The organism is Leptospira fluminis (genome assembly GCF_004771275.1).
Taxonomy (GTDB): domain Bacteria; phylum Spirochaetota; class Leptospiria; order Leptospirales; family Leptospiraceae; genus Leptospira_B; species Leptospira_B fluminis.
The window spans coordinates 1-25,874 of the sequence record NZ_RQEV01000017.1 but is presented as its reverse complement, the minus strand read 5'-3'; the positions used below and the strand labels follow the sequence as shown (position 1 = coordinate 25,874).

24 protein-coding genes are annotated in these 25,874 nt (G+C 48.4%); 13 read left to right on the top strand and 11 right to left on the bottom strand.

What is annotated here, in order from left to right; genetic code table 11:
- Nucleotides 1-45: 45 nt before the first annotated feature.
- The 3 genes from EHO61_RS15645 (at nt 46) to EHO61_RS15635 (ending at nt 3,789) form a co-directional block, all read left to right on the top strand.
- On the top strand, nt 46-837 hold the full coding sequence (locus tag EHO61_RS15645) for a hypothetical protein (protein ID WP_135814507.1): 792 nt from the start codon (nt 46-48) through the stop codon (nt 835-837).
- Between the two features lie 480 nt (nt 838-1,317).
- A complete protein-coding gene (locus EHO61_RS15640) occupies nt 1,318-3,054 on the top strand; it encodes an FG-GAP-like repeat-containing protein (RefSeq protein ID WP_246032172.1) in 1,737 nt (578 codons plus the stop codon).
- 216 nt (nt 3,055-3,270) lie between these two features.
- Nucleotides 3,271-3,789 (top strand): NADPH-dependent FMN reductase, encoded by a 519-nt coding sequence (locus EHO61_RS15635; protein ID WP_135814505.1) that lies wholly within the window; start codon nt 3,271-3,273, stop codon nt 3,787-3,789.
- 184 nt (nt 3,790-3,973) lie between these two features.
- On the opposite strand, the gene EHO61_RS15630 is transcribed toward EHO61_RS15635, so the two are convergent.
- Nucleotides 3,974-4,198 carry a DUF1858 domain-containing protein gene (locus EHO61_RS15630; protein ID WP_135767907.1) on the bottom strand — a complete coding sequence of 75 codons (225 nt, stop codon included), beginning with the start codon at nt 4,196-4,198 and terminating at the stop codon, nt 3,974-3,976.
- A 67-nt stretch (nt 4,199-4,265) separates the two neighbouring features.
- On the opposite strand from EHO61_RS15630, the gene EHO61_RS15625 reads away from it, so the two are divergent.
- Nucleotides 4,266-4,673 (top strand): 6-carboxytetrahydropterin synthase, encoded by a 408-nt coding sequence (locus EHO61_RS15625; RefSeq protein ID WP_135814504.1) that lies wholly within the window; start codon nt 4,266-4,268, stop codon nt 4,671-4,673.
- A 20-nt stretch (nt 4,674-4,693) separates the two neighbouring features.
- Here the strand turns inward: EHO61_RS15625 and EHO61_RS15620 are convergent, their stop codons facing one another.
- Nucleotides 4,694-5,119: a hypothetical protein gene (locus tag EHO61_RS15620; RefSeq protein WP_246032171.1), complete on the bottom strand. Its 426-nt coding sequence runs from the start codon at nt 5,117-5,119 to the stop codon at nt 4,694-4,696.
- A gap of 87 nt (nt 5,120-5,206) precedes the next feature.
- On the opposite strand from EHO61_RS15620, the gene EHO61_RS15615 reads away from it, so the two are divergent.
- The 3 genes from EHO61_RS15615 to EHO61_RS15605 all read left to right on the top strand — a co-directional run bounded on the left by EHO61_RS15615 (nt 5,207) and on the right by EHO61_RS15605 (nt 9,049).
- Nucleotides 5,207-7,171, top strand: coding sequence for an acetoacetate--CoA ligase (locus EHO61_RS15615; RefSeq protein ID WP_135814503.1), 1,965 nt, complete (start codon nt 5,207-5,209; stop codon nt 7,169-7,171).
- 80 nt (nt 7,172-7,251) lie between these two features.
- Entirely contained in the window at nt 7,252-8,112 is an 861-nt protein-coding gene (locus EHO61_RS15610; protein WP_135814502.1) for a substrate-binding periplasmic protein, read from the top strand.
- 79 nt (nt 8,113-8,191) lie between these two features.
- Entirely contained in the window at nt 8,192-9,049 is an 858-nt protein-coding gene (locus EHO61_RS15605; RefSeq protein ID WP_135814501.1) for an MBL fold metallo-hydrolase, read from the top strand.
- Nucleotides 9,050-9,058: 9 nt separating this feature from the next.
- Here EHO61_RS15605 and EHO61_RS15600 read toward each other — a convergent pair whose 3' ends face one another.
- The 3 genes from EHO61_RS15600 to bcp all read right to left on the bottom strand — a co-directional run bounded on the left by EHO61_RS15600 (nt 9,059) and on the right by bcp (nt 11,840).
- The gene (locus EHO61_RS15600; RefSeq protein ID WP_135814500.1) at nt 9,059-9,682 is read right to left on the bottom strand and encodes a lytic transglycosylase domain-containing protein; all 624 of its coding nucleotides are present in this window, start codon (nt 9,680-9,682) and stop codon (nt 9,059-9,061) included.
- A gap of 194 nt (nt 9,683-9,876) precedes the next feature.
- Nucleotides 9,877-11,364 carry a leucyl aminopeptidase family protein gene (locus EHO61_RS15595; protein WP_135814499.1) on the bottom strand — a complete coding sequence of 496 codons (1,488 nt, stop codon included), beginning with the start codon at nt 11,362-11,364 and terminating at the stop codon, nt 9,877-9,879.
- The gene (gene bcp, locus EHO61_RS15590; protein ID WP_135814498.1) at nt 11,361-11,840 is read right to left on the bottom strand and encodes a thioredoxin-dependent thiol peroxidase; all 480 of its coding nucleotides are present in this window, start codon (nt 11,838-11,840) and stop codon (nt 11,361-11,363) included. The genes EHO61_RS15595 and bcp overlap by 4 nt, the downstream gene beginning before the upstream one ends.
- Before the next feature lie 135 nt (nt 11,841-11,975).
- On the opposite strand from bcp, the gene EHO61_RS15585 reads away from it, so the two are divergent.
- Complete coding sequence (locus tag EHO61_RS15585) at nt 11,976-12,350, top strand: hypothetical protein (protein ID WP_135814497.1); 375 nt, start codon at nt 11,976-11,978, stop codon at nt 12,348-12,350.
- 44 nt (nt 12,351-12,394) lie between these two features.
- Here the strand turns inward: EHO61_RS15585 and EHO61_RS15580 are convergent, their stop codons facing one another.
- A complete protein-coding gene (locus EHO61_RS15580) occupies nt 12,395-14,377 on the bottom strand; it encodes a S8 family serine peptidase (RefSeq protein WP_135814496.1) in 1,983 nt (660 codons plus the stop codon).
- A 29-nt stretch (nt 14,378-14,406) separates the two neighbouring features.
- Nucleotides 14,407-14,748, bottom strand: a complete 342-nt coding sequence (locus EHO61_RS15575; protein WP_246032170.1) for a hypothetical protein — start codon at nt 14,746-14,748, stop codon at nt 14,407-14,409.
- Between the two features lie 381 nt (nt 14,749-15,129).
- On the opposite strand from EHO61_RS15575, the gene EHO61_RS15570 reads away from it, so the two are divergent.
- Nucleotides 15,130-16,410, top strand: coding sequence for a glycosyl hydrolase family 18 protein (locus EHO61_RS15570; protein WP_167884893.1), 1,281 nt, complete (start codon nt 15,130-15,132; stop codon nt 16,408-16,410).
- 26 nt (nt 16,411-16,436) lie between these two features.
- Here the strand turns inward: EHO61_RS15570 and EHO61_RS15565 are convergent, their stop codons facing one another.
- A complete protein-coding gene (locus EHO61_RS15565; protein ID WP_246032169.1) occupies nt 16,437-17,351 on the bottom strand; it encodes an MBL fold metallo-hydrolase in 915 nt (304 codons plus the stop codon).
- 214 nt (nt 17,352-17,565) lie between these two features.
- On the opposite strand from EHO61_RS15565, the gene EHO61_RS15560 reads away from it, so the two are divergent.
- Nucleotides 17,566-18,270, top strand: coding sequence for a Crp/Fnr family transcriptional regulator (locus EHO61_RS15560; RefSeq protein WP_135814493.1), 705 nt, complete (start codon nt 17,566-17,568; stop codon nt 18,268-18,270).
- 11 nt (nt 18,271-18,281) lie between these two features.
- Here the strand turns inward: EHO61_RS15560 and EHO61_RS15555 are convergent, their stop codons facing one another.
- The gene (locus EHO61_RS15555; protein ID WP_135814492.1) at nt 18,282-19,451 is read right to left on the bottom strand and encodes an acyl-CoA dehydrogenase family protein; all 1,170 of its coding nucleotides are present in this window, start codon (nt 19,449-19,451) and stop codon (nt 18,282-18,284) included.
- A 176-nt stretch (nt 19,452-19,627) separates the two neighbouring features.
- Here EHO61_RS15555 and EHO61_RS15550 point away from each other — a divergent pair, with 176 nt between their 5' ends.
- The 3 genes from EHO61_RS15550 (at nt 19,628) to EHO61_RS15540 (ending at nt 23,260) form a co-directional block, all read left to right on the top strand.
- Nucleotides 19,628-20,767, top strand: coding sequence for a helix-turn-helix domain-containing protein (locus tag EHO61_RS15550; protein WP_135814491.1), 1,140 nt, complete (start codon nt 19,628-19,630; stop codon nt 20,765-20,767).
- Between the two features lie 112 nt (nt 20,768-20,879).
- Nucleotides 20,880-21,944, top strand: a complete 1,065-nt coding sequence (locus tag EHO61_RS15545; RefSeq protein ID WP_135814490.1) for a fatty acid desaturase — start codon at nt 20,880-20,882, stop codon at nt 21,942-21,944.
- Between the two features lie 26 nt (nt 21,945-21,970).
- Nucleotides 21,971-23,260, top strand: a complete 1,290-nt coding sequence (locus EHO61_RS15540) for a phthiocerol/phthiodiolone dimycocerosyl transferase family protein (protein WP_135814489.1) — start codon at nt 21,971-21,973, stop codon at nt 23,258-23,260.
- A 6-nt stretch (nt 23,261-23,266) separates the two neighbouring features.
- On the opposite strand, the gene EHO61_RS15535 is transcribed toward EHO61_RS15540, so the two are convergent.
- Both EHO61_RS15535 and EHO61_RS15530 read right to left on the bottom strand, forming a co-directional pair.
- Nucleotides 23,267-23,686 carry a hypothetical protein gene (locus EHO61_RS15535; RefSeq protein ID WP_135814488.1) on the bottom strand — a complete coding sequence of 140 codons (420 nt, stop codon included), beginning with the start codon at nt 23,684-23,686 and terminating at the stop codon, nt 23,267-23,269.
- A 5-nt stretch (nt 23,687-23,691) separates the two neighbouring features.
- Nucleotides 23,692-25,155 (bottom strand): APC family permease, encoded by a 1,464-nt coding sequence (locus EHO61_RS15530; protein ID WP_135814487.1) that lies wholly within the window; start codon nt 25,153-25,155, stop codon nt 23,692-23,694.
- Nucleotides 25,156-25,874 lie beyond the last annotated feature (719 nt).

Sequence of the window (25,874 nt, the reverse complement as noted above, 5' to 3'; positions counted from 1 at the left end):
TCGGGCAAAAGCAAGCCTAGATTCCCGAAACCCAGCGAGGTTCTTATGGAACGAGTCAAAGATTCACGGTTTCTATTCGATCTTAAGCGCAAATTCCGGTACATCCTGGAAGAAGTGGAAAAAAGCACATTCGATCGAAATACGGAAGTTCGGGAACTCGAATCTCTTTGGGAGGAAATGTTTGCGATCGCCTCCCGCAATGATACCCCTTATTTTCGTGCAAGGCTTGCCAATTTAAAGAGGCAACTGGACGGTTTTGTCAGGCATAAGGCGTACGAAAAGAGGGAATTCGATATCCTGTACCGCCAATTGGATAAAATCAGAAAAGCCGATCTGGTGGATTTTTTGGACGAATCGATGCGGGCCAAACTGGAAAGGATCGCGGAGGCTTCTTCCTCTTCTCGTTCTTTGCCGCAAGTTCCGAGTATCGAAGGATTTACGTTTTCCGGAATTCCGCTGTTTCTCACGTTTCGGTGCGGTACCGTTTTCTTTATCGTAAAAAGCGGACCTAAAAAGATTTTTCGAAATATCGACAGATCGAAAGAGAAGGTATTGTACGAGGGAAAGAAATACCCGATCTTTCCCGGGCGTTCGATTTATTTTTCCTGGGAAGAGGAGAAACATTGGGAGTCGGAACCGGGTAATCTTTTGATGATCCGGCACAACAACGGGCTTCGATTTTTTAGATACGATTCTTTGGGCGATACGTTTCGGATTCCGGAAGATACGTTTCAGCGTCGGTTGAAAAGAGTGGAAGGCGGGATCGGACAAGCAGGAATTCAAAAATATTTTCGTAAGGCCGGGATCAGGTATTATTATATTCCGGAAGAGGAATAGGAACCTCCGGAATTGTAGTTTCGGCCTGAGACTCGCAAAAACTAAAATAACAGTTAAACAGAAGATATAACAGGGAAGAAAAGTTCTACTATCGAAATTCTTGTTAAGATGAACGGACAAATTCGATCTTTAGTAAAGAGAATAGAGCCTTTTAAAGACCGGTTTCCCGAAAGCGAGATCTAAGCTTCGAACGATTTCTTATATTCACATTCTCTAAAAGACAAATTTTCATTGAACTCCTGCAAGAAATTCTTTTCTCTCGTCTGAGAGATCGGCGTTTTGAGTAGGTTTAAGCTCGTGATTCGGCGAAATTTTTATCAAAAAATTTTAACATTCTTTTTTCTCATCTTAGTCGCTTCTACGAACGTAAATTGCTGGTCGAATCCTATATTTCTTCCTATGGTCGAATGTTGGGTTCAAATTCCCAATTCTCGATGTCCCAATTCCGATGTAAGTCGGTTATTCTTGGCTCTTTTCGCTTTGAGCCCGTCGATTACGATCTCCAATCTTGCTAATCATTCCATTATCCAGACGGGTTTTCTTGTCGGTCAAATTCGTCCGGGAATCGCCTCGGTGTCCGTGTCCTTGGACGGCGGTCCGTATACAAATGCTGCGATCAACGGTTTGAATTGGAGATACCAACTTCCGGCCCAGGCGATCACGGGGACCCACTGGAATACGGGGAGCAAACATACGATTTCCGTAACGGCGATGGACGGAGTCGGAAATCGTACGATTCCGCAAGTCTTGAATGTCGTAAAAGGAACAAACCATGATACGGACGGTGACGGGTTCCCCGATGTGATTCTCACCGATGTTCCGAGCAACGCTGTGCAAGGATACGGCTTGGTTTTTTTAGCGCATGGAAATACAGGAATTCCATCCAGTTCGCCAGATTCGATTGTGACAGACGGTCTTGCCGGCGGTTCTTATTTCGGAGATAAAGTTGGGACCGGTGATTTTAACGGAGATGGTTATGCGGACATAGTAATCGGAAGCCAGGCTGCTCCCGGATATACCACATTCGGTCACGTTTATATTTTTCATAGCTCCGGGCAAGGCGGCATTACCAGTCAGAATCTAAACTCGGGAGGTACATATAACAGTTTCCTAAAAGGACATACGACCGGGAACAGGTTGGGTTCGTTTGTGATGGGCGGGGACGTCAATAATGACGGTTACGATGATGCGATCTTGACCAGTCCCTGGTCAGGCGGTCTAGGATACATTTTTTATAGCCAAGGGATAGCCGGTGTTCCGTCAAAAGATTTATCTACCGGAGCCGTTGCGGACATTACTTATAATTTCGGAAACAACGACGATTTCGGCCTTCAATCCGCGATAGGAGATATTAACGCCGATGGTTATACGGATCTCGTCGTTTCGGCGCCTACCTATAATGCACAACAAGGAAGACTCTATATTTTTATCTCCAATTCAGGAACGATTCCGGGCGCTCCACAGCAATATTTGGTCGGCCCTACTGCTCCTGCGCCAGGTTGTGCCTCCGGTACGGGCTGTTCTCTCGGATCGTTCGTCCTCGCGGATTTTAACGGAGATTCGTGTGCCGATCTTGGGGTGGGGGGACCTACGTTTAATACGAATCAGGGGATCGCTTTCGTTTTTCATTCGAATTGCGGCTCCGTAACTCCTTATTCTGCTACGCCGAATGCCACCTTTGTCGGGCCTGCGCTCGCAACTTGTAATGGTGGCACGAATTGTTCGTTCGGGAATTCCGTTTCTACGGGAGATACGAATGGCGACGGCTATTTTGATCTGCTCATCGGATCGAATTTTGCATCCGCCGGTTATGGAAATGTTTATCTATTCCAGAGTTCAGGTTCGGCGGGGTTTTCCAATATCGATTTGAGTTCCGGGGGAACGGCGACTTCGGTTCTTACAGGTGCGTCGTCGGGTTTGAATTTTGGAGTTTCCTCGTCGCTTCAAGATATTACCGGAGATGGGATGTCCGATGTCCTAGTAAGCGCGCCGGGAGGGGCCGGACAAGTATACTACTTTAAAAGTGCGGGAACATCCGGACCGGGAAATCAAAATTTAAGTGCAGGAGGAGTCGTTACATCCGTTTTGTCGGTTTCCTTTGGACAGAGCCTCGGGAATTCCATTGCCAAAAGTCGAATAGATCAAGATCAAATGATCGGATTGTCGGTTTTTACCATAGAGAGCGGGTTTAAATCAAATTTTCCTTATATTGAATGATACCATTATATTCCGTATTTTTCATAATCCTACTTCAATAATCGTCGCTTCCTAAGTAAGGTCGTATTAAACGACCTTCGTTCCTATAGTAGCTCGGTCCTGCAATAGCGGGAGTCGCCCTCGGTATCACAATTCTTCTCTTTCCTCAGAAAAAAATTTTCTTTCTATCCCTTGTAGAAGGTCTTACGAAAAAGATTTCTTCCCAGTCTAATTCCTATGAAATTCAACTTGCTCGGTGTTTCCGGTAGTCTACGGAGAAATTCCACGAATACGAAATTATTGAAGACGATCGGAGTGCTCGGCCGGGAGCGCTTTAAGCTGGAGATCTTTTCCGATTTGGATCTACTTCCTCCGTTTTGTCCGGACAGAGAAGCGGAATTGCAGGAGAGCTCGAAGCATTTGGAGGATTGGCGTAACCATCTTCAAAGAGCGGACGCCGTGATTTTCGCCTGTCCCGAATACGGACACGGTGTTCCCGGAGTCTTGAAGAATGCTTTGGATTGGGTGGTCGGATCCGGAGAGCTTGTAGACAAACCTGTCGGGGTTACGAACGCGTATGCGATCCGGTCCCGAGGAACCTTTGCCCTCCGGTCTTTGTCGGAAACTCTGCGCGCGATGAATGCACATGTTGTCGAACAGCAGCCGCTTTCTTTGGACGACGACCCGGGGATTTGGTCCAACGGAGTCCGAGATATCTTGGAATCCCTGTTCGAAGCTCCACGGACTCGTATATAGGCAATTTGAAATTTAGAAAAGAAGTTCTTTGGCAGGACGCGGCAACGATACGTAGGGTGCAAAGCAGTCGCGGGGACGGAAGGCTGTTTGTGAGAGATGGACGGAAAGGCCGCGACCGAAGCGATAGCGCAGCCCGGAGTAGCGTGACCGGAGCGAAGCGGCGGGGCCGCCCCATTCCGGAGATTTATTCCTCGTCTTCGAGTAAATTGTTCAGGCTTTCGATCAGCACTTCCACTTCGACGCCATACCCCATGCAAACCTGTTCGATGGTTTCCAATTCGTTGATCGAGCAGTGGGAACAGCCGCCCAAATGGTAGCTGGAAAATACTAGACCTGCTTCCGGATGGAGAGCAATCGCTTCGCCCACCGTCATTTCCTTATAAAATCTTGGCTTGACCGCTTCCGACATACGGAAATTCTCCTATTAGTACGGGTTTCCTTCCAATATATAGACTCCCGGATCCTTAGTCAATACCATGTTTTTTCAGGAAACGGGCAAGTTCTATATCAGGATCGAAGAAAGATTCGAATCCTCTCATTTTTTATACAAATACTTCCCGGACGGTTCGGACGAGCCGATTCACGGGCATTCCTTTAAGGTGGAAGTCTATCTTTCCGGAAAAAGGAATATCGGAGAGGACGGTATTAGTTTCGATTTCTTGACCTCTAAAAAAAGGCTTCGGGAACTCGTATCCGAGCTGGACCATATCCTGATCAACCAGCACGCCGATTTTACCCGTACGAATCCCACTTCCGAGAATATGGCCAGATGGTTTTATCATCACATCAAAGATAGCGTGCACGCATCCTCGGGAAAAGTGGATCGGATCGTAATACACGAAGGTCCCGAGAACCTGGCTTTTTTCGAGCCCTCGGAAGGTTGATCGGAAGTTTTCCGATTCGCTTAAAATTTTCCGTAGGTAACCAGAAACAATAGATGGCAGACGGCGAACGCCGAGGTGAAATAAAAACCGATGCGCAGAGGCTTCGGAAGATACTGGATTCCGCACACGATCGAATGAAAGGCCAAAAATCCCAGCGCGATGAAGTTAGTCCAAAGCGCAGCTCTTACGGGAGCGGGGTCCGCGCCGAAAAGTAGAATTAAGGTGGCGGGCAATAGTCCCAGAAAACTCATGAATCCGCCGGTAGCGATCCAAATCATCAAAATCAATCTGGATTGTCTTTCGTCCGGATGTTGAAACGCGGAAATCGCTCCTCCGACGATCAATTGGTGCAGAAAACCGTGGCCGGCATACAGGATACTCGCGGCTAAAAACAGGATCGTAGGAAGATCGAAACGGATCCAAAAGTCGGGTGAGGAATGGTCCACGTCACATACTTATGATTTTCACCTTGGGTGCTCAACTAAATTCCTGTTGACCTTGTCGGGATTTTTCTCAAGCATTCAATGCCAAAGATGAATCGACCGCTTTGGCAATCCGATCCGGAGCAAATCCGGACCTCTCGAATGACCCGCTTTCAGTCCTTTGTGGAGGAAAAAGTCGGAAGCAAATTCGCGGACTATCGGGATTTGCATTCATGGTCCGTAAGAGAGTTTCCTCGCTTTTGGGAATTGCTCTGGGAGTATGCTCCCGTTCTCCATTCCAAATCGTACGAGGAAGCGTTCCGTAGAGGAAGGACATTCCGTGAATCCCGGTTTTTTACGGGAGCAAGGTTGAACTTTGCGGAAAATCTTTTGCGAAGGGAAGACGAAGGTGTCGCCATCCAATATACCGGGGAAAGCGGAGTCGGAACGAAAATGACTTTCTCCGAGCTTCGGGGCCGCGTCGGTTCTCTTGCGGAGTATCTTCGTTCCCTCGGAGTGTCGCCGGGAGACAGGGTCGCCGGCCTGATGCCTAACGTTCCGGACACCGTGGTTTCCATGTTGGCGACGACTTCCATCGGGGCGGTTTGGTCCTCCTGTTCCCCGGATTTCGGCGCCAAAGGGGTTTTGGACCGTTTCGGCCAGATCCGCCCGACGGTTCTCGTGACTACCGACCGTTACGAATTCAAGGGAAAGAGCCTTCCTTTAGCAGGAATCGTTAAGGAAATTACCAAGGAACTCCCCGACCTCAAAGCCGTCCTCGTGTCCTGTTATCCTTCCCTCGAAGTCCGTTCGAATTCCCCCAAAATGGACGATTTTCCGGCTAATTCGATTTCCCTCACGGACGCGGAACGTAGTTTTCAAGGAACACAACCTAGATTCGAACAATTGCCCTTCGATCATCCGGTTTATATCATGTATTCTTCCGGAACCACCGGGTTGCCGAAATGCATGGTGCAGGGACCCGGGGTTTTTTTGAATCATTGGAAGGAGCTGGCCCTTCATACGGATCTTCGGCCCGACGATCGTATCTTTTACTACACTACTTGCGGTTGGATGATGTGGAATTGGTTGGTAAGTTCCCTTTCCATCGGAGCGACGATCCAACTTTTCGACGGAAATCCGTTTTATCCCGATCCCGGAGTTTTGTTTCGAACGATTTCCGGGCTGCAAACGGATGTTTTCGGAGTCGGTGCGAAATACATCCTAAGTCTGGAAAAGGAGGGTTTTCGACCGACGCAGGATTTATCCAAGTTACGTGCGGTGCTTTCCACAGGATCCCCTCTGCCGGCCTACGGATTTCGATACGTTTACGAGTCCTGGAAAAAGGATCTGAGACTTTCCTCTATTTCCGGAGGAACGGATCTGAACGGATGTTTTGCATTAGGAAATCCTAATTTACCGGTGCGCGCCGGAGAATTACAATGCATAGGTCTCGGTATGTCCGTTAAAATATTCGATGATAGCGGTAAACCTATGCGGAAAGGGAAAGGCGAATTGGTTTGCACCGAACCTTTTCCTTCCATGCCTTTGGAATTTTGGAACGATCCCGACGGCAAAAAGTACGGTTCAGCTTATTTCGACGTATTTCCGGAGGTTTGGCGTCACGGAGATTTTGCGGAGATCACCGAAGAAGGCGGAATGGTCGTCTACGGGAGATCCGACGCGACTCTGAATCCGGGAGGAGTCAGGATCGGGACGGCTGATTTGTACACTCTACTGGAAACGATAGGCGAAATTGCGGATTCGGTCGTAATCGGTCAGGACTGGAAGGACGACGTCAGGGTGATTCTATTCCTGAAAATGCTTCCGGGTAAGGAGCTTACTGCCGAATTCGAAACTTTCATAAGAAAGGAGATCAAGGAGAAGGTTTCTCCGCGTCACGTTCCTGCGAAGGTCCTGGCGGTTCCCGATATTCCCTATACTAGAAATATGAAGAAGGTGGAGATTGCGGTAAAAAGAACCGTTCAGGGCGAGAATGTACCGAATAAGGACGCTTTGGTAAATCCGGAATGCCTGGAATTCTTCGCGAACCTACCGGAGTTGCAGGTAGATTGATCGTTTGTGGAAGACGTTTTTCCCTTGTGCATTGATGTAATCGGAATTAGAATGTTAGGAAAAAGCGGGCTCTTTTCGGAATGAGTTTCTATCTTTCTAAACCGTTTCGCCTCTTCGTTACTTTTTTTTTGTTTCTGTTCTCGGTTTCTTTGGCGGCGCAAGGCGATTCTACCGACTCCAGATTGCTGGACATACAAAAGCGGGGCGAATTGCGGGTGACCGGAAATCGGACCTTTGCCCCTTTTTATATAGACCACCCAAAAGACGGTTTTCCCGGGTTCGATGCGGAATTGGGAAAGAGATACGCCGATTTCCTGGGGGTAAAATACGTTTTTATTCCGAAACCGGAGTTCGAGGATTTTGCGGAAGCGGTTCAAAAAGGGGAAGCGGACCTGGCTCTATCGGGAGTAACCACCACCTTAGAACGCTCGAAAGTGATTCAACTTAGTAAACCGTATCTGGTTTCCACACCTTCGGCACTGGTTCGAAAATCGGTTCTTCCTCCTCCGCCGGAAGGGAATATTATTACCACACAATATTTCAGAAGTATTAAGGACCTCGGTGATCTAACCGGGGTGAGTTTTGCGGTGCGGGCCTTTTCCGGGAGTCACGAATACATGCTGCGCGCGTTTCCGAATTCCAGAATCTTCACATACGGTAGTTTGGACGGAGCCTGGAAGGCGGTACGGGAAGGCACGGCGAATTGTTTGGTAGCGGAGGCGTATCATATCAAGGGAATTCTTCTGTTGCAACCGTCTGTCGCGTCCAGTTATCGTCCTTTGTTGGAAGCGGTGCAAGAGGATCATATCGCGGCCTTGTTGCCCAAATCGGACCTGGTCTATTTGAGAAATTTCGAATTTTTTATCTCGGAATTGAAGAGAAAGGGAGATCTAAAAGCTCTCGAAGATAAATATTTTAATTCGGGAGATTGGGTACGGTAGGATTTTTTCGTAGATTCCGCCGGATTCTATGTTTCGGCGTTTCCATTTCCGATCGTCGCCCGGTCTCCGTCTAAGAGATATGGCGAGCCTGACGAAAAGAAGATCGGAAAACGTTCCGGGAAATTTTTATGTGGATTCCTCCTGCATCGATTGCGAAACCTGTAGGATTTTGGCGCCGGAAGTTTTTTCCGAAAAGGGAGGAGCCTCCTATGTACGAAACCAACCTTCGAATTCCGAGGAGTCCTTTCGAGCATTGCAGGCGCTTGTTTCCTGTCCTACAACTTCTATCGGAACGATGGAAAGGGACGATCTGACTTCCGCAAAGGATTCCTTTCCCGCAAGGATTCACGGAAACGTGTATCACTGCGGTTATCATTCCAAGTCCTCCTTCGGAGCTTTTTCCTATCTGATCCTTCGGCCGGAAGGAAACGTGCTCGTGGATTCTCCCAGGTACGTTCCCTCTCTTGCGGAAAAAATCCGATCCTTGGGAGGAATCAGATACCATTATCTTACGCACCGGGACGACGTAGCGGATCACGGGAAATTTCACGAGGATTTCGGATGCGAACGGATCATCCACGAGGACGATGCGGATGCCGTGGGCAATCCGGAAATAACGATCGCAGGACGGGATCCGTTTCGGTTGGCGGAAGACCTTACGATTTTTCCGACTCCCGGACACACCAAGGGGCATACCGTCCTTCTCTACTCGAATGCATTTTTATTTACGGGAGATCATTTGGCCTATGACCCCGTACGAAAACGTTTGATCGCGTTTCGAGGGGTTTGTTGGTATTCTTGGGAGGAACAGAAATCATCCATGGAATCCCTGGCGGGACTTTCCTTCGAATGGGTCTTGCCGGGGCACGGGAATCCCTTCCACGGAACTCCGGAGGAGACTTCTCATCTACTCCGGAAATGCATCGATTGGATGTGAATTTCGACTTTAACGTCCGCGGAAACCCATGTATTCCGATTGAACGGTGAATACGTCTTCCGCGTATTGTTTCACCCCGCCCCATTTTTTGACGGCAGCCGGGCCGGCATTATAGGCGAGCAGGGCCTTCCGGACGTCTCCGTCTAGGTTGTCTAGAAGGTGGTTCAGGTAGCCGACGCCGAGAGAGAGGTTCACTTCCGTTTCGAAAAGTTCGGATTCGCGTATTTTGCGGCCTTCCAGGGAACCGATCCAGGCTCCGGTCGCAGGCATGACCTGCATATAGCCCCTTGCGTTTTTCTTGGACCGGGCTTTTTTGTGAAATTCGGATTCTACCCAGATGAGTCCGAGCAATAAGCCGATTTTTTCCCCTTCGCCGCAGCTCATTCCGCAGGCGGAATCCTTGATTTTCGCGCTTTCGAGCAGTACGGTCTTGGTCAATAGGTCCAATTCTGAAACAGGGATGGAAGGTCTTTGCTCCAGAATGTATTCTTTTACATACTGGGCTTCGGTTTTGGTCCTTCTGGCATTCCAACTCTCGGTGAGGGACCCGGCGATGGGCGCCGCCAGTGATTGGTAGAGTAGGGGAAGGGCGGCAATGAAAATGTGTCGTTTTCGAATCTTAGGCTGGTTCATAAATGAACGTCCTTGAATGGTGCATTGCACTATCCAGGGACCATTCTTTTTGCACCGCACCAAGAGGCAAGCGGATTCTTAAAAATAGACTGAGGGTCGGTTTTCCTCTTATGTCTTAAAGGAAGGACGAATCTGTACGAAAGTAGAAGGAACCCTGAGCGAAATCGGAGTTTCACTCAGGGCTAAAATCCGTTCTACTTGTGTTTTTCCAGTTTTTCCACTAGGTCCACGAGCAAACGGACTCCATATCCGCTGGGGCCGTTACCGATCTGGGTTCCGGAGGCTTTTTTCCTCCAGGCGGTCCCGGCTATGTCGATATGGGCCCACTCGATTCCGGAATCCACGAAGCGTTCCAGGTATTTTCCTGCGGAAAGACTTCCTCCCGGGCGGCCGGCGACGTTTCGCAAGTCGGCGATATCGCTTTTGAGGTCTTCTCCGTATTCGTCCCAAAGGGGAAGGTTCCAAGTTCTTTCCTCGGAACTATGAGACGCTTCGTCGATCAATTCCCGGAGTTTTTCGGAGTTACTCATGACTCCTGCCGCTTCATGGCCGAGAGAAATGATGATGGCTCCAGTCAAAGTAGCCAAGTCCACCATATAGTCCGGTTTGAATTTTTTTCCCACATAGGATAGTACATCACCTAGGACAAGGCGTCCTTCCGCGTCCGTATTTTGGACTTCCACAGTCAGACCGTTGTGGGCGGTATAAACGTCTCCCGGTTTTACCGCGGCTGCATCCGGCATATTTTCGGCGACACCGATCGCTGCGATGACTGGAACACCTAAGCCCAGCTCGGAAATGGCTCCGATGGCGTGGATGACCGCAGCGGCTCCGCACATATCGTATTTCATTTCGTGCATGTCTTGGGCCGGTTTTATGCTGATTCCGCCCGAATCGAAGGTGAGACCTTTTCCGATCAAGGCCAGTTTCTTTTTCGTCTTCGGTTTTGCCGGATGGTATTCCAGAAGGATCATCTTCGGTTTTTTGTCGGACCCTTGAGAAACCGCCAAGATCCCTCCCATTTTTTCCTTCTTCAGTTGGGGTTCGTCGAAGACGGTGATCTTCAGGCCGTTTTCCTTTGCGATTTCTTTGGAACGGGAAACGAATTCCTCGGGAGTGAAATGATTTGCGGGGAGGTGGGAAATGAACCGGCAGCCGTTGACGTATTTACTCACCGCCTTGGATTTTTCCAGCCCTTGGGCGGCCGCCTTTTCCGCACCCGGATCTTCGATCAGGAAGGTTACCGGGCCGAATTTCGGTTTCTTTTCCTTAAAGTCCTTAGTCAGTACGTTTAAGGGAAACGCACCTAAATCCAAGGAATTCGCGATCTGATAGACTAGTCCGGCAGGAGAAAGGTTTTTGGTGAGAAAGCGGGGAACTTTGATCTCTAATCCTACGCTATCCCATTTACGGAGTTTTTCTCCGAAGGAAAAGAAATACTGGGCCACTCCACGGATGCTCGCTTTTGCGGATTCTCCGACGCCCAGGTAAATCGTCCGGTCCGATTCGTCCGTTAGAGATTGTCCCGGTTCTCCCGAGAAGATAGAGGATTTGATTTGGTCGGGAAATTTCGTTTCCAGTTCCTTGGGCAGGTGGTCCTTGGCCACAAGAACGATTTTATAGAAATTCTTGGACGGGTTCTTTCCGATCGAAAACTGTATCTTGGATTTCTCTAATTTCATTTTTTCTCCAACGCTTTAATGTCCGCTAGTATCTGATCTACGTGCCCTTTCACGCTCACCTTCGGATATATTTTCAAGATCTTCAGGTCTGGGCCGATCAGAAAGGTGGTTCTTACGATTCCCATCGACTCGCGGCCCATGAACTTCTTCAGTTGCCAGACCCCGTATTTTTCGCAGATACTCCCGTCTTCGTCGGAGATCAAAGTAAAGTTGAGTTCCTGCTTTTCAATAAATTTCTGGTGGGACTTGATCGAATCCTTGGAGACCCCGACTATCTGAAATCCTTGCTTTTTGATGCGGGAAAAGTTGTCCCGAAAATCGCAAGCCTCGGTCGTGCATCCGGGAGTCAAATCTCTAGGATAAAAATACAGTACGAGTCCTTTTTCCCCTATGAGGTTTTTGAGGTCCTTTTTTTGTCCGGACTCGTCGGTTCCCGTAAAGGCGGGGGCTTTGCCGCCCTCTTTCAGTTCGTTCATTCGATTCTCGTATCCCTATTTTTGCCTGCGGGGGACGGTATTCGTCGGCAGGCGTTTCCCCCAGGATCCGCTCCGGGTGCGGAAAGCCGAGGAAAAATCGATTGCGAAACTTTTTTTTCGGACGATATTCTAAGTATGGATCCTAAAGAGCGGATGGAACTCATACGAGAAGGCAACCAGGCCTTTAACGAAGGGGATATCCGGAAGGCCCGGGAATGCTTTTTGAAGACGGAATATAAGGACGGGTTGATCCGCTTGGGGGATTATTTCATGTTCGAGAAAAAACTCCCGATTCTCGCTTACGGATATTATAAAAAAGCGGGTTATCAAAAGAGAATCGACGAAATCTTCCAGCGCATGTTATGGGCACTCTCCGAATGGATCGGGCAGGATAAGTTCAAACTTCCCCAAACTCAGACTAAGGCTCTCGATCCGGAAGATTTCACGGTGCACCCGCTCTTGAAACAAACCGCTTTGGACATTCTGAAAAAACAAGGGATTTCTCCCTAGTCCCGGCGCTTATCTTTAAAGAAAAGCGCCGTTGCAATTGAGAGCTATTGTACCGTCGCGGTAATTCCACTCGGAGCATTGATGTAGGTCAGGGTTCCGTAAGCATTCGCGGAATTTCCGGTCTTCGTTTTTCCTTGCAAGGATGAGTTGGCAGTTCCTCCGTATAGGACGGCATTGACCGTATCCGCATAGGTGTATTTCGTGTTGTAGGCTCTTGCCAAGGCAGCGATTCCGGCGACGTGAGGAGATGCCATGGATGTACCGTTTAGAATGCTGTAATGGGTCGTATCGTTTCCGAGTACGGTTAAGCTATAATAATCCAATCCGATTCCGAGACCGAAAGTTCCGCATCCTCCGGAGCAGGAGTACGTTTGGTTTCCGGAAGAAGTGAAATTCAATCCGATCGTACAGGTCGTCGTGGTACAAACGGAAGAGATATTATATGTGGGACTCTCCGGATCCATTCCCGTAACTCCGTTGTTCGCTTTTACCGGAGTGGCCGGGAAGGAACCGTTGTTTGTTCCGGCATAGATATTGAAGTAGTCGCCTGCGAGTAAGGATTCGAAATAGTCCAGGCTCAACGTGACCGCTACGGGAGTGAAAGGTAGGCTAAACGTCTTGTAGAGACTATTTCCGGTGGATGTTTCCCGGTAATAGGAAGTGCCGGACCAGAAGTTGCAGGCGTCGGAAGTATCTACCGAAGAAGTGAACATTATAAGATTAGAATATGTTTTTCCTCCGACCGTGCAACTTTTGACTCTCCAATCCGTTCCGCCGGTGGTCCAAGTGGAAAAATCCTGGCCGGCAGTCGATTGGGAGAATACCGCACCGTTTCCCGGCCATGTGCTCAGGATGTTGGCTCCGGGAGCCCCCACTGCCACCGTCGAAGCAGAGGAGCCGGCAGTATTGTAATCGGAGAAATTCGTAATATTGTAATTTTGATCTAACGCCGCTACACAGATCAGATTCGGGAGACCGTAGTCGCAAGGGTAGGTTGCGTTGGAAATCCCATTGGTAGTTCCCGAATGGTCTAGTCCGGAATTGCCGGCTGCAACGACTACGACAACGTCGTGGTTTTGGGCGTTCTGAATGGCGGAATAGAAGGAGGCACTGTATCCCGCTCCGCCGAGGCTCATGTTGATGACTTTGGCTCCGTTGTTGACCGCAAAATTGATTCCGTTAATGATATTCGAAGTCGAACCGGATCCGGTTTCGTCCAGGACTCGGACCGCCATCAATTTGCTTGTTTGGCAGACGCCGACGGTTCCTACCGCATTGTTTCCTTGGGCCCCTATGGTTCCGGCAACATGGGTTCCGTGACCGGTATAGTCCATCGGATCGTTCGCGGTCCGTGTTCCTGCATAGTTCCATCCGTGATTCGGACAGGATCCGCCTGTGGTGGTGGTACCACCGTTTTCATCCAAACAGGACCCGCTTGGACTCCACATTTCGTTCACTAAATCCTGGTGATTGTAGTTGATTCCGGTATCCACTACGGCGACGATTACGGAACTACAGTCCGTCTGGAGGGTCCATGCGGATTCCGCACTGATGTCCTTACCGGATGTTCCGGGATTTGCGGTCGGGTTTCCGACAGTATCCGTATAAAATTCCGGAGTCACCGCGCTTCCCGCAGTAAGTGTTTGGGCGGTGTTCTTGAGCCCCCACAAGCTGCCATAAGAAGAGTCGTTCGGCGATTGGGTTTGGTAGATGTAATTCGGCTCGGCAAATTCCACATTCGGATCGTTTTGCCAAGAGGTAACCGCGTCTTCGACCGATTGATTCTGAGGAAGTTGAATGTGTGCGGTTCTTGCATGGCCGAGGTTAGAAAGGAGCTTACCTCCTTTTTGGAGGGCCATCGCACCGGCGGAGACTCCGGGCTTGAACCGAACGATGACTTCGCCCGGAACATATTTGGGTTTTTTGGCTCGATCGATTAATTTGGGAATGGTCTTTTGGGCGACGAAGAAAAGCCCGAGAACGAGAAGGAGAAGGGTAGTGACGAAAGCGCGATTTTTAATATTCATATTCAAACCTTTTGAAAATCTCTAAAGACTTAATTTACTGAAACCGTCGTCGGAGTTGCCGCAGGAGTTCCGTTCGGGTTGAGGGTGGAATACCCGAAAACATAGATATAAACGTGGCTTCCGCCCGGAATGGAAAGGGTAGCGGATGTCGGAGCGGCAGATCCGCTTGCATATGGAACCGTGGAGCAAATGGCAGTCGCTGCTTGGTAAGAAGGATTGATTCCGTAGCACGCTTTATAACCGCCTCCGGCCGAATTCACGGATTTTTCGCGATTGGCTTGCCAGCTTACGAGAACGTTTCGCGGGGCTCCCGTTCCGATACTTCCGGTCTTCGAACCGGACCCCATCAAGAGGAAGATCAATGGATTCATTCCGCCACCTCCCCCACCGGAACACTGGGAGAAAATTAGGAATAAAAATAGAAAAAGGCCCCGCGCTATGAACATTGTCGCTCCTGATCGTTTCTTTCGATTCGATACTTCGTTTTTCAACGGCGCTTTTCCGAACTCTTATGGAAACATCCGATAAGTCATAAAGATGTCCGGATTGGCACCGTAAAGCCACAGAAAAACGGAGGTCAAAAATATTCAATTAGTTTAGAAAATTTTTTACTGTAAATGATTTGCTAGTTCTCCTTGGGAAATGCCGGGCGAATTCCTCTCGAATCAAAAAAATCTGTCCCCCCGGATAGAAGGGCGAAGTCTCCTTTCTTGTTGCCACTATACGGTTTTTTCAAAAACAATAACCTTCTCTTGAAACGGATCTTAACGCGTAAGCCATTCTACTACACCGCTTTTCTCCTGGTATTGCTACTTGCGGGCGGTTACTACTTCCTCCGAGAGCGAAAGCTTGGGGAGGAAGGCAGAAAAATCGAAAAAGAGAAAGAAACCAGGATCTACGCTTCGACTTGGTCCCAGGATTTTTGGGCCATGCTCAAATACATACGACTCTACGACGAGCTGCATCCGTTTTTGTACAATTTGGAAGGCGGACGGAATAATACCGGAAGGATCGTGTCCGTATGGAAGCCGGAGGAAATCTCGGAGAGAATGATGTGGTTCCGGCTTGCCTCTCCGAATACGCTCATCATTCCCACGATTTTTCGATGGGAAAACGATTTCGAAAAGATATCGGACGCCATAGGCCTGGCCGGAAACGTAAAAGTCCGGGATTTACATATACGAAATATAATAAGCGAAGTGGAGAAATACGGGTACGACGGAATCGATATAGATTACGAGGGCATGACCTGCGAAAAGAAGGAGGCCTTCGAGGAATTTTTGGTCCTTCTCAAAGAGGAGCTGCACAAAAGAAAGAAACTACTTTCGGTTTCCATACATCCTAAAACGGTTGCGGAGCAAAAGACACGTTTCGCTTGTCCGGGCCTCAAAGCCCCGATAGAAGTCGATTATTACGAAGCCTATCGCGGCCAATTGACTCACGACTACGGATTTTTAGGACGGACCGCGGACAAGGTCAAGATAATGGCCTACGAATTGCATCCTAGAAAAAACGGATTTCCCGGACCCGGTCCGCAAGCTCCGGATTGGTGGATCGATAAGATCCTACAATACGCCGTGGAGAGGATCCCTGCGAACAAACTCTATATGGCGATTCCTACGTACGGATACGACTGGCCGTTGAATTGCGATCTTCCTTCCAAGTCCGTATATTATTCCCGAGCGAAGTTTATCCGGGAACATTGGAATCCTAGGATGGAGCAGCCGACGGACGTATTAAAAATCTATCATAGCCAGGCAAAAGCGGGAGATTGGATCTATCTTCGCCCGTATTTGTATCGCCACGAAGGTCATGTTTACACGGACCCTTCCTTATGGTATAGACTGGGAGGTTGCGATCGCGTCGCTTTTTACATGAATCGGACATCCTTCGAGAAAAAGATGAATATATTAGAAAAATATAAAATTAGGGGATTTTCCTTTTGGCAGTTGATAGAGGATAACGATCCGGAAATCCATCGATATCTGGAGGAAAAATTGGGGGAAGGATCCGAAGAATCGCCTTCCCCCTGAGATACTATAGTTCAATTACGAAATTCTTATTTTGCTAAACTGATCGTAGGCTCTTTTTTCCATTGGGTGGGTTCGTGCCCGTAAACGACCTTTACCTGCGGAAAGGTCTTGGAAAAAAGATTCATTCTACGAATGATATCCACGCTCTTTTTCTTGTCCACCGTCGCCCCCGGAGGGATTTCGTTTTCGAATCCGGCTTTTAGGTGGGAAGAATCGAACGTGAACAATATGGGGCCGCTTGAGGCGTTTAAAAGGACCGCAAGTTCTCCCTCCGTGTGCCCGTGGGCGGCGATAATCCAAACGGAACCGTCTCCGTAAAGATCGTGAACGGAACCCAAAATCGGCATTTCGAAGAACTGATCCTTTTTTAGGATGGAGAGATCGAAATCGAAGGAAAGCGCCTTGGAAGAATATCCGTGAAAGACTCCGAAGGCGCGACTTGCGTCCTCGGCCTCTTCTTCGGAAATCAATACCCGTACCGGTCCTCTTTTTCTAAGCGCCTCCATTCCTCCGATATGGTCCCAGTGCAAATGGGATACCAGAACGAAATTCAACTGTTGATTCGAAATTTTTAATGCATCCAACTGACCTGCGGAATCCCTCCCTTTTTCGGAACGGCACGGCGCATTGAATAAAGGTCCGATCAGGCTGAAATCGCAACGATTTTCGGAGTCGATGCTCGGAACTCCGGAATCCAAAAGAAAATACCCGTTTTCCGGATGTTTGACCAGATAGCTCAGTGCGGGCACCCATTGTTCCCGCTTTTGATCCTCCGGCGTTTTGGGATTTTCCCGATCGATTAAGATGGAAGGACCCGTGAATACGTACCCGGTCAGGAACGCGATGACTTCCAAGCGGGTCGGCCGGGAAAAAACTTCTTCCCAATTTCCGAATTTTCGATCCGATTTGGGACGACTCCAAGCGTCGGCTTCCTTTTTCATAGGAGCCGCCAAAAAGCAATTTGAACTGAATAGACAGGCAAGGACCAGTGTACTCCCGACCTTCTTTTGAAAACCGTTCGGCATTTGAAACCTCTGTAGTTCGGAATATATCTATTTCCGATCGTATAAAGGAAAGATACACGGACTCCGGAAAAACGCCTGGGACTTTTGTTCCACCGGTTCGGAAAAAATACGAAAAGGAATGTGAAACAGAATGAAATTTCCGAAAGAAGTTCTGCAAGCTTTGGAATCTAGCATCTTTTTCTCTTTGGAAAAGGAAACGTATCTACCGTTGATCGAAAGAGGAATTACCGTAAGATTCAAAGCGGGACAGATTGTGGAAAGAAAAGTCGGCGATCCGGAATATGCAGGGCTCGTCGTTTCCGGTTTTTTTAGGATGTACCTGTTTGCGGAATCCGGAAGACAAATCACGGTTCGTTATACGAAGAGGGGAGATATGATGGGAATCGTAGGCGCTTTAAGCGAAGAAGAGAAGATCGGACAACCGGAAGAGACTTTCGTACAGGCCTTGACCGATTCCGAAATCTTGGCGTTGTCGTTCGAGGATTTGAGAAAGTACGGAAAACGATCCCCCGAACTCGCCTGGACATTCGCGAAAGAATGTGCCAGAAGAACGTATGCGGCGTTGCGGGAATTATACGGCGTAAGTTTTACAAGCGTTAGGCAAAGGCTCGCACGTCATCTGTTGGTGAACGCTACGAGTGGAGAAAATCCTCCGTTCCTATCGGTGACTTTGTCCCAACAAAATCTTGCGGACTCGATCGGAACGGTACGTGAAGTGGTGGTTAGGGAGTTGAGAAATCTAAAGCAGGAAGGCCTTATCACCGGGTACAGGAATCGGATCGAAATCCTGGACCCGATCGCGTTGCATTCCGTTTCCGAAGAAGGATACAAATAGAAGAAAGTGCATTATTCTTTTAGAATGCTCTTGGAAATGATCAATTTTTGGATCTCGCTGGTTCCGCCGCCGATTTCCCCCAATCTTACGTCCCTGTACAATCTGGAAACTTTGTATTCGTCCATAAATCCGGCGCCTCCGTGAATTTGCACCGCGAGATTCGTTACTTCTCTCGCCGAGGTCGTGGCGAATAATTTGCAGGCCGCACATCTTCCGGATAAACTCATGTTCCCTTTTCCTTGCAAGTCGCTTTCTTCCATTTCCCAGGCGACACTGTAGGTGAACCATTTGGAGGCCTCCAGTTTCGCGTACATTTCCGCCAACAGGAACGCGACTCCTTGGTGTTGGGAAATGCTTTTCCCGAAACTTTTTCTTGTGGAGGAAAAGGTCTTGGACTCGTCCAGGCAGGCCTTCATGACTCCGAGGGAGTAGGAAGATAAGGACAATCTTTCCGCATTGAAAGTCTGCATGGTTTGTCGAAAACCTTTGCCTAATTTTCCTAGGATATCATCTTCGGTAGCTTCCACCTCCTCCAGAAACAGAGCGCCGGTAGGAGAGCCTCTCAGGCCCATCTTGTCCATGGCGGCGGAGCGGCTTACTCCCTTGGAATGTAAATCCACGATAAAATGAGTAAGACCTTTTTCCTGTCCGCTCTCGTCCTGAACTCTCGCCAAGACAAGACAATAGTCCGCGACCGGGGCATTCGTGATGTACGTCTTCTGTCCGGAAAGTAGGTACTTCCCTTTCGAAGTCAGTCTTGCTAAGGAGGAGACTGCCGAAACGTCGGAACCCGAATCGGGCTCCGTGATTCCTAAGGATCCGATTTTTTTCCCCGAGATGATGTCCGGGAGGTACTTTCTTTTCTGATCCGCTGTTCCGAAATGTTTTAGAGGAAGACCGAACAAACCGGCGGACGCACCTACGCTGAAAAACGTGCTACCGCAATATTCCGAAACGACCTCCATTGCCAACGTGCTTAAGAAAATTCCCGCGCCTTGTCCTCCGTATTCCTCTTCGTGCAAAAGACCGAGGTAGCCGGCCTGCGCCAATTTTTCGAAATGAGAGCGGGGGATTTCCTTCTTTTTGTCCGCCTCTTCCGCAAACGGTGCGATTTCCTTTTTGCAAAACGTTCGAAACGATTCAATGAACTCTTGTTCATTCTTTGTTAATTTAAAATCCATGAATGTCCTCTCGAATCGGGTCCAGAGTCGAGAGGGATCCGTTTCCTTCAACAAGAATTCCGTCTTCCGAATGTCGTTCGGATAGATCCTTTTTTTCGGACGATGAACGGCTTTTTCCTCCGGTTTACGGATTTAGGATGGTTGACAACTTCCCGGGTCGTTGGATAACACTTTGCATGCAGTCCGTACTGTCCCTTACCATTCCTCGATTCGGAAGCGAGTATGTTTCCTGGGGATTGGTCTCTTTTGCGGTATTCGGAACGTATTTGGGTTTTCTACTCTGCGTGGGTCAATGCGTTTTGGAACGCAAGTCGGCTTTGAATCGGCTACTGTCCCTCTTGTTTCTATTTTTGGGAATCCTGGTGGGTTCGGGACTGGCAATGGTTTCGGGCCTTTATCGCTTTTCTCCTAGATTCGTTTTACTGCATATTCCCGCTCTCGGATCCATTGGTCCGGCGCTTTACGGAATCCACAGGATCATACGGGATTCGGAAGTGGAAGAATCCTTTTTCGGTTTGGATAAAAAGCATTTTCTTCTTCCCGTCGCGTTTTGGGTTTTGTATGCCGCTATCTGCGTTTCGGATTCGGAGTCTCTGGTAAACGGATTCGAGCGTTTCGTTTCCCGATCGACGAGTTTAGATCTGATTTTTTACGCCCCGTTCGCGGTTCTGGCCGGCTATATATTAGGACTTCTTAAAGGAATCCGGATTCTTTTCAAAGTCGCCGTTCTCCGGGAAGAATGGACGACCAGGGTGTTGTTATATATCCTTCTCGCTACGATCGCAAATCATACCGTCGGAGCGCTGTATCTTTGGGGAAAGAATCCTCTGTTCCTATTGGTGAGCGCGAATATGATGACCTTGAGTCTTTGCGTTTCCTATCTGATCGGTCGGAAATATCCCGCTTACTTTCAGAATTTGCAACAGGTCGCGCGGGATGCGATACGCAAATACTCCCGCTCCCTATTGCAGGGAATGGATCTGCAAACCTTGAGGGAAAATCTTAGAGTTGCGATGGAAGTAGATCGGTTGTACCGAGACGAGGAATTGAGCTTGGCCTCTCTCGCGGAGGAGATGGCGCTTTCTTCCCACCAACTTTCCGAGTTGATCAACCAGGAAATGGGAAAGAATTTTTCCGCCTTCGTAAACGAATACAGAATTCGGGAAGCTTGCGAACTTTTAAAGAAGGATAAAAATCGATCGATTTTGGACATCGGATACGAAGTGGGCTTCCGAAGTAAAACCTCCTTCCATCGGGCTTTTTTAAAGGAAATCGGACTTCCTCCGTCCGAATTTCGGGAAAAAGAAACTACCTAAGAGAACCGTATTATCAATCGGAACCGGATTTTCGGTATCGGTTTATAGAATGGAACGACGGACGCACTTTTTCGTGCAATAGTGTCTGTGAGCGAATTGAAAGGAGACGCGCATGGCGGTAGTGGCGTTACAAAGGAATCGTCCAGTCGACGGATTTAACGATAAGGAAAAAGCGAAGAGGATCATAAAATGGATCCGAAGGACGGATTCCCAAGTCCGGCAAAAATTGGGTTTTCTAAAATACCAAAACGAGATCGGATTCGGAATCACGATCGGATCCGCTTTCGGTATGATCGTATTGGGCGGGTTATATGTCGCCGGCTTGATTCCGTTTTGGGTCTGTATCATAGGTAACGGAATTCTGGCCTCCTTTTTGCACGAGATGGAGCACGATCTCATTCATAGCTTGTATTTTAAGGAAAATCCTAGGATGCAGAATTTCCTGTTTTGGGTGGTTTGGCTTTTTCGGGCGAACACCGTCAATCCGTGGTTCCGAAAGGAAATCCATCTTCTCCATCACAAACTCTCCGGAAATAGGGAAGATATAGAGGAGCGCTTTATCAGCAACGGTATGCCTTTCGGTTGGAGAAGGTTCTTGGTCATGGTCGACCCGATCATGGCCGTGGTATTGCAAGGGCCTCGGATCCGTAAGGATGCGATCCATTATCTGAAGAAGATCAAGGCATCGCCGATCAAAGGACCGTTCCGTTCGATTTTTCTACTGCTTTGGTATTCTTTTTTGATATGGGGTTTATTTTCCGGATTGAATTGGCTTCTGGGAAATCCGCTAAAAGAAAGCGGTTGGGTCCAGAGTCTTCATTCTTTCCTGAATACGGCCGCAGTGGTTTATCTGATTCCCTGCTGGTTACGACAAACATCTATTCAGATCGTATCTTCGAACATGCACTATTACGGAGACGTAAAAGGCTTGTACCAGCAAACGCAGGTTTTGGATTCCTGGTGGGTTCTTCCTTTGCACCTTTTTTGTTTCAATTTCGGCGCCACCCATGGAATCCATCATTTCGTGGTAAGTCAGCCGTTTTATCTGAGACAGATGGTCGCTCCTTATCTCAAGCCCGTTTTGAAAAGATACGGCATTCGATTTAACGATTTCGAAAGTATGCTTCACGGGAACAGATACGAAAAAGATCCGGTAGGATTTTTGGAACCGGCGTAAATTTTCCGAAAAAGGAAAATTTCCCTATGCTGAGCGTTTCGGATCCTGAAAAAACCCGCAGCGACTTCGTGCGGTCCTTGGACCATGCGGAGGCGAACTTCTGGTTATACGATCATGTATCTTCCATGAACTTCGCCTGTATGGCCCTGGGAGTCGGAGATTTGAACGCTGAAAACATCCGGTCCGGATTGGATTCCGTCCAGGCAAGGCATCCGCTTGCTCGGGTAGGTATCGAGAGGAAGTACGGGGTCGATCCCCATCTTTGTTTTGTTTCCACTCCGGAATCTAAGATTCCTCTTTCGGTGCAATCTATTTCTCCGGATTGGAAAACCCGACTCGCTAAAGAATCGATGCGCGGATTCCGCTCGGGAGAAGCTCCTTTGATTCGTGCGATCTTTTATGAGTCGGATGAAAAGCGGAATTGGGTATTCGCTCTGGTGTTTCATCATAGCATTTCGGACGGACGTTCGGGATGTCGATTTCTGTCGGAGGTTTTGCAAGCTGCCGTATCCAAGGAGAAGAGCGGGAATTGTTCCCAGGATCACCATCCTTCTTTGATGGATCTTTATTCCGCAGAAGGAAGAGCCAAGGAAAGGATGCTGGAGGAAAAACCCGTGTGCTTGCCTCGTTTTTCCCGTAGGCTCGGAGAACCGGAGCCGAAGATCCTGGACTTCCGGTTGGATTCGGAGGAGATTCGCGCGTTGGTTTCGAAAGGAAGGGAGAAGGGGATTTCTCTCCACGGTATCTTGGGTGCGGCGCAAATTTACTCCTTTTACGATTTCTTTCCTTCCGATATTTCAGGAATTTTGAATCTTTCGACTCCCGCCGATCTTCGTCCGTATCTAAGCAGATCCGTTCCGGATTCGGCGCTGGGTTTGTATATCACTCTATTGACGACGCAGTTGAAGATAGGGACTCCTTTTTGGTCCCTGGCAAAACGGATCAAAGAAGATCTGGTCGATCGTTTGAGCCGAAAGGAGGGGAGGGCATTTTACGAACTTCTCCCTCCGCCCGAACAATTTTTACAAAGGGAGGACGGCTTGCGCATTTTCGCGAGTTTAATGTCAAGGATCCCGCAAACGAGCGTACTGAGCAATCTCGGAGTTCTTCCTCCTGCCGAAATTCGAGGTTTGGATTTGAAGGAAATTTCCTTTACGGTCCATCCTTCCTTGAATCAGACCCTATTCATCACCGCGACTACGTTCCGAGATCGCTTAACCTTGAATATTAACTATGATTCCAATCGCTGGGAACCGGAGGAAATCCGCAGATACGTATCGAATTTTCATCGCTGTCTTTTGAAGTATTCTTACTAAGTCTGATCATTTTTCCCTGGATTCCCAAGGAAAACGTATCTTAGTCCTATCGAAGATTCTTCTGCCGTAAATCCATCCGATGCCCATCGCGGCCAAACCGATCCAAGAGGCAAAAACGGCAAGAGGGTGAGGATGCTCCTCGGCCAGCGAAGAGACTTGTAGAGCTAATCCGGCCAGCATAAGAATCATATGGATTTCGGCGGTCTTCGATCTTTGATCGGAAAGAAATTTTCCCAAGCCGCCGCCGGATAAAAACGCAAGAGCGCCGAAGATCCCGCCGAGTCTTCCGATCGAAAGAGGAAGAGCTTCTCCCAATCCGAATCCTGGCAAAACGGACAGTACGGCTTTTGCGGTTAACAAAAGGACGGATAGGATTCCTAGATAGGCATGGATGCGAAGCCTTGATTTTGCTCCGAGCGAGACCACACGAACTAGACTCTTTCTCCGCCGGCGAGAGGCACCGGTTCATTTTCCGGGAGAAGGGAAGAAATTTGCCGATCGGAGGGTAGGGGATCGAAGACGGGGGGAGGAAGCGGACTTGCGGAAATTCTCTTGGCGGATTTGAAATAAAAATACATGGGAACGGACAGGAGCGTGAATCCTATTCCCCAGAGCGCTTCTGCGGGTTTGCTCCAAACGAGTACGGCGATGATCACGACGTTCGAAGCTATGTAAAGATAAGTGGAATACGGGTAGCCCGGAATTTTGAATGTCGTTATAAAATTCCGCTTTTCGAATATGATCGGAGTATAAGCCGTGATCGTCGCTAAAAGTAGGGTGGAGCAAGTGATCAGATATAGGAGGGACTCTATTTCCTTTACCAAGGAGAAGAGACAGGCATATCCACATTGAAAAGCTAAAGACATGTACGGGCTTTCGTACTTCGGGTGGAGTTTGGACATGCTTGGAAAGAAGTAACCGTCCCGCGCCATCGCGAAATAGATCCTGGAGCCGCCGATGATATATGCGGAAATTCCGCCCATGAAGACCCAGCAGATGAAGGCGGTGACCAAATAAGTGACTTCCTGTCCGAACAGAAATCCTGCGGCGGTCACTCCTATCTTTTCATCTCCGGTAAGTACGGAGGTCGGAGCGGAGCTTAAATACAAAAAATTGATCAGCACATAAAGCAAAGTTACCAATGTACAGGAGATCAATACGGCTTTATAAATGTTTTTTTCCGGCTTTTTTACCTCTTCGGCGACGTAGGTGATCATGTTCCAACCTAGATAAGAGAACGTCACCGGAATTACGCCCGCCAGCAAAAAGCCCCATTCTTTCGGCTCATTCGGGAGCAGAGGAAACGATGTGAAGTGATCAAGATTATAATTTCCGAATGTAAATCCCAGAACCACAAAAAGGGCGAGGCCTAAGATTTTTAGAGTAGTAAAGAGATTTTGGATCCGTGACGCGATGGCGATTCCGAAAAAATTAACGATCGTAAAAAATAGAATCGCGGACATTCCCAAAAGTTGGGCGTTTCCGATGGAGAAAGTGATTCCGAGGAATTTCGCCTCGAAAAAATATACGTCCAAGCTCGGATCGAGAAGGGAAAAGAGCATTTTGGAAAACGCTATGGCGGATAAGGATATGGATGCGGAGAAATTTACGGAAAGAGCCAGCCATCCGCTTGAAAACGCCACGATCGGCGAATACGCCTCTTTTAGATAAACGTAATCTCCTCCGGCAAACGGAAAAATGCTCGCGGATTTCGCATAGCTCATTGCGCCTGCTACGGCCAGCAAACCCCCTAAAATCCAGCAAAGAAGCACCATATTCGGATTCGGAGTCTGGCTCAGGATGTATCCCGTAGTTATGAATACTCCGGGACCTACCATAGAGCTGAACATCAGTGAGATCGAATCGTAAAGATTAAGAGAGCGACTGAGTTTCATCGAAGGGTTTTGGTCACAATGCCCGTTTTGGGTCCTTCCACAAGGAATTTTTGGGGGCCCCACCCTGCTCTGGGTGGGGGCCGGTGCGGTGGTACCCCTTCGCACCTTTGCGCACGCTTCATCGCTTATCAGAAATTTCTCAATTCGACAAGAAAGTTTTCGGGCAAATTCTTGCAGGAGGTCCCCACAAGAAGGAGTGGAAAAAAGAAGTTGCAGAAAGGAACTTTTTATGATAGAGCAACGGACGACAATTGGCCCACGAGCCCACCGCCTCCACCCGAACCTGGGCGGGGGCCTTCAAATTTCCCCACTAGCACCACCTAGTCCCGTCGCCCAATCCTTTCTCCTGCAAATTCATGTTCGCTTATGACGTTCTTGCTATGCTGAACTTTATGTTATTATAATATAATACTGTATTTTGAATCGCGCAAATAGATCCTCTTGTGGAGATCGTAAAATTATGTCACATATTAATTTTCCCTTGGTTCGAGGTTTTTGGTAAAATTTGTATAAAAAGGGTTTGACCCCGCGGGCTAATTTTGTATTTTGGTCTTCTCGGTCGCAATAACATTGCGATGTAACTGAAACGTCAGGTAAAGACGGGCAATTTGCCCTTCGGAGTCTGGCAATTTTCGGGAAAAGAGAAAGTTCCTTAACAACAATTATAACTGCGAATGAGAAATTAAAAAGCTGAGATTAAGATCGGGGATTTAGAGTTC

Bases quoted from the DNA above. Each gene is read 5' to 3' on its own strand.
- EHO61_RS15645 (WP_135814507.1), top strand. From the start codon at position 46: ATGGAACGAGTCAAAGATTCACGGTTTCTATTCGATCTTAAGCGCAAA.
- EHO61_RS15635 (WP_135814505.1), top strand. From the start codon at position 3,271: ATGAAATTCAACTTGCTCGGTGTTTCCGGTAGTCTACGGAGAAATTCC.
- EHO61_RS15630 (WP_135767907.1), bottom strand. From the start codon at position 4,198: ATGTCGGAAGCGGTCAAGCCAAGATTTTATAAGGAAATGACGGTGGGC.
- EHO61_RS15625 (WP_135814504.1), top strand. From the start codon at position 4,266: ATGTTTTTTCAGGAAACGGGCAAGTTCTATATCAGGATCGAAGAAAGA.
- EHO61_RS15615 (WP_135814503.1), top strand. From the start codon at position 5,207: ATGAATCGACCGCTTTGGCAATCCGATCCGGAGCAAATCCGGACCTCT.
- EHO61_RS15610 (WP_135814502.1), top strand. From the start codon at position 7,252: ATGAGTTTCTATCTTTCTAAACCGTTTCGCCTCTTCGTTACTTTTTTT.
- EHO61_RS15605 (WP_135814501.1), top strand. From the start codon at position 8,192: ATGGCGAGCCTGACGAAAAGAAGATCGGAAAACGTTCCGGGAAATTTT.
- EHO61_RS15600 (WP_135814500.1), bottom strand. From the start codon at position 9,682: ATGAACCAGCCTAAGATTCGAAAACGACACATTTTCATTGCCGCCCTT.
- EHO61_RS15595 (WP_135814499.1), bottom strand. From the start codon at position 11,364: ATGAAATTAGAGAAATCCAAGATACAGTTTTCGATCGGAAAGAACCCG.
- bcp (WP_135814498.1), bottom strand. From the start codon at position 11,840: ATGAACGAACTGAAAGAGGGCGGCAAAGCCCCCGCCTTTACGGGAACC.
- EHO61_RS15585 (WP_135814497.1), top strand. From the start codon at position 11,976: ATGGATCCTAAAGAGCGGATGGAACTCATACGAGAAGGCAACCAGGCC.
- EHO61_RS15580 (WP_135814496.1), bottom strand. From the start codon at position 14,377: ATGAATATTAAAAATCGCGCTTTCGTCACTACCCTTCTCCTTCTCGTT.
- EHO61_RS15575 (WP_246032170.1), bottom strand. From the start codon at position 14,748: ATGAATCCATTGATCTTCCTCTTGATGGGGTCCGGTTCGAAGACCGGA.
- EHO61_RS15565 (WP_246032169.1), bottom strand. From the start codon at position 17,351: ATGAAAAAGGAAGCCGACGCTTGGAGTCGTCCCAAATCGGATCGAAAA.
- EHO61_RS15560 (WP_135814493.1), top strand. From the start codon at position 17,566: ATGAAATTTCCGAAAGAAGTTCTGCAAGCTTTGGAATCTAGCATCTTT.
- EHO61_RS15555 (WP_135814492.1), bottom strand. From the start codon at position 19,451: ATGGATTTTAAATTAACAAAGAATGAACAAGAGTTCATTGAATCGTTT.
- EHO61_RS15550 (WP_135814491.1), top strand. From the start codon at position 19,628: ATGCAGTCCGTACTGTCCCTTACCATTCCTCGATTCGGAAGCGAGTAT.
- EHO61_RS15545 (WP_135814490.1), top strand. From the start codon at position 20,880: ATGGCGGTAGTGGCGTTACAAAGGAATCGTCCAGTCGACGGATTTAAC.
- EHO61_RS15540 (WP_135814489.1), top strand. From the start codon at position 21,971: ATGCTGAGCGTTTCGGATCCTGAAAAAACCCGCAGCGACTTCGTGCGG.
- EHO61_RS15530 (WP_135814487.1), bottom strand. From the start codon at position 25,155: ATGAAACTCAGTCGCTCTCTTAATCTTTACGATTCGATCTCACTGATG.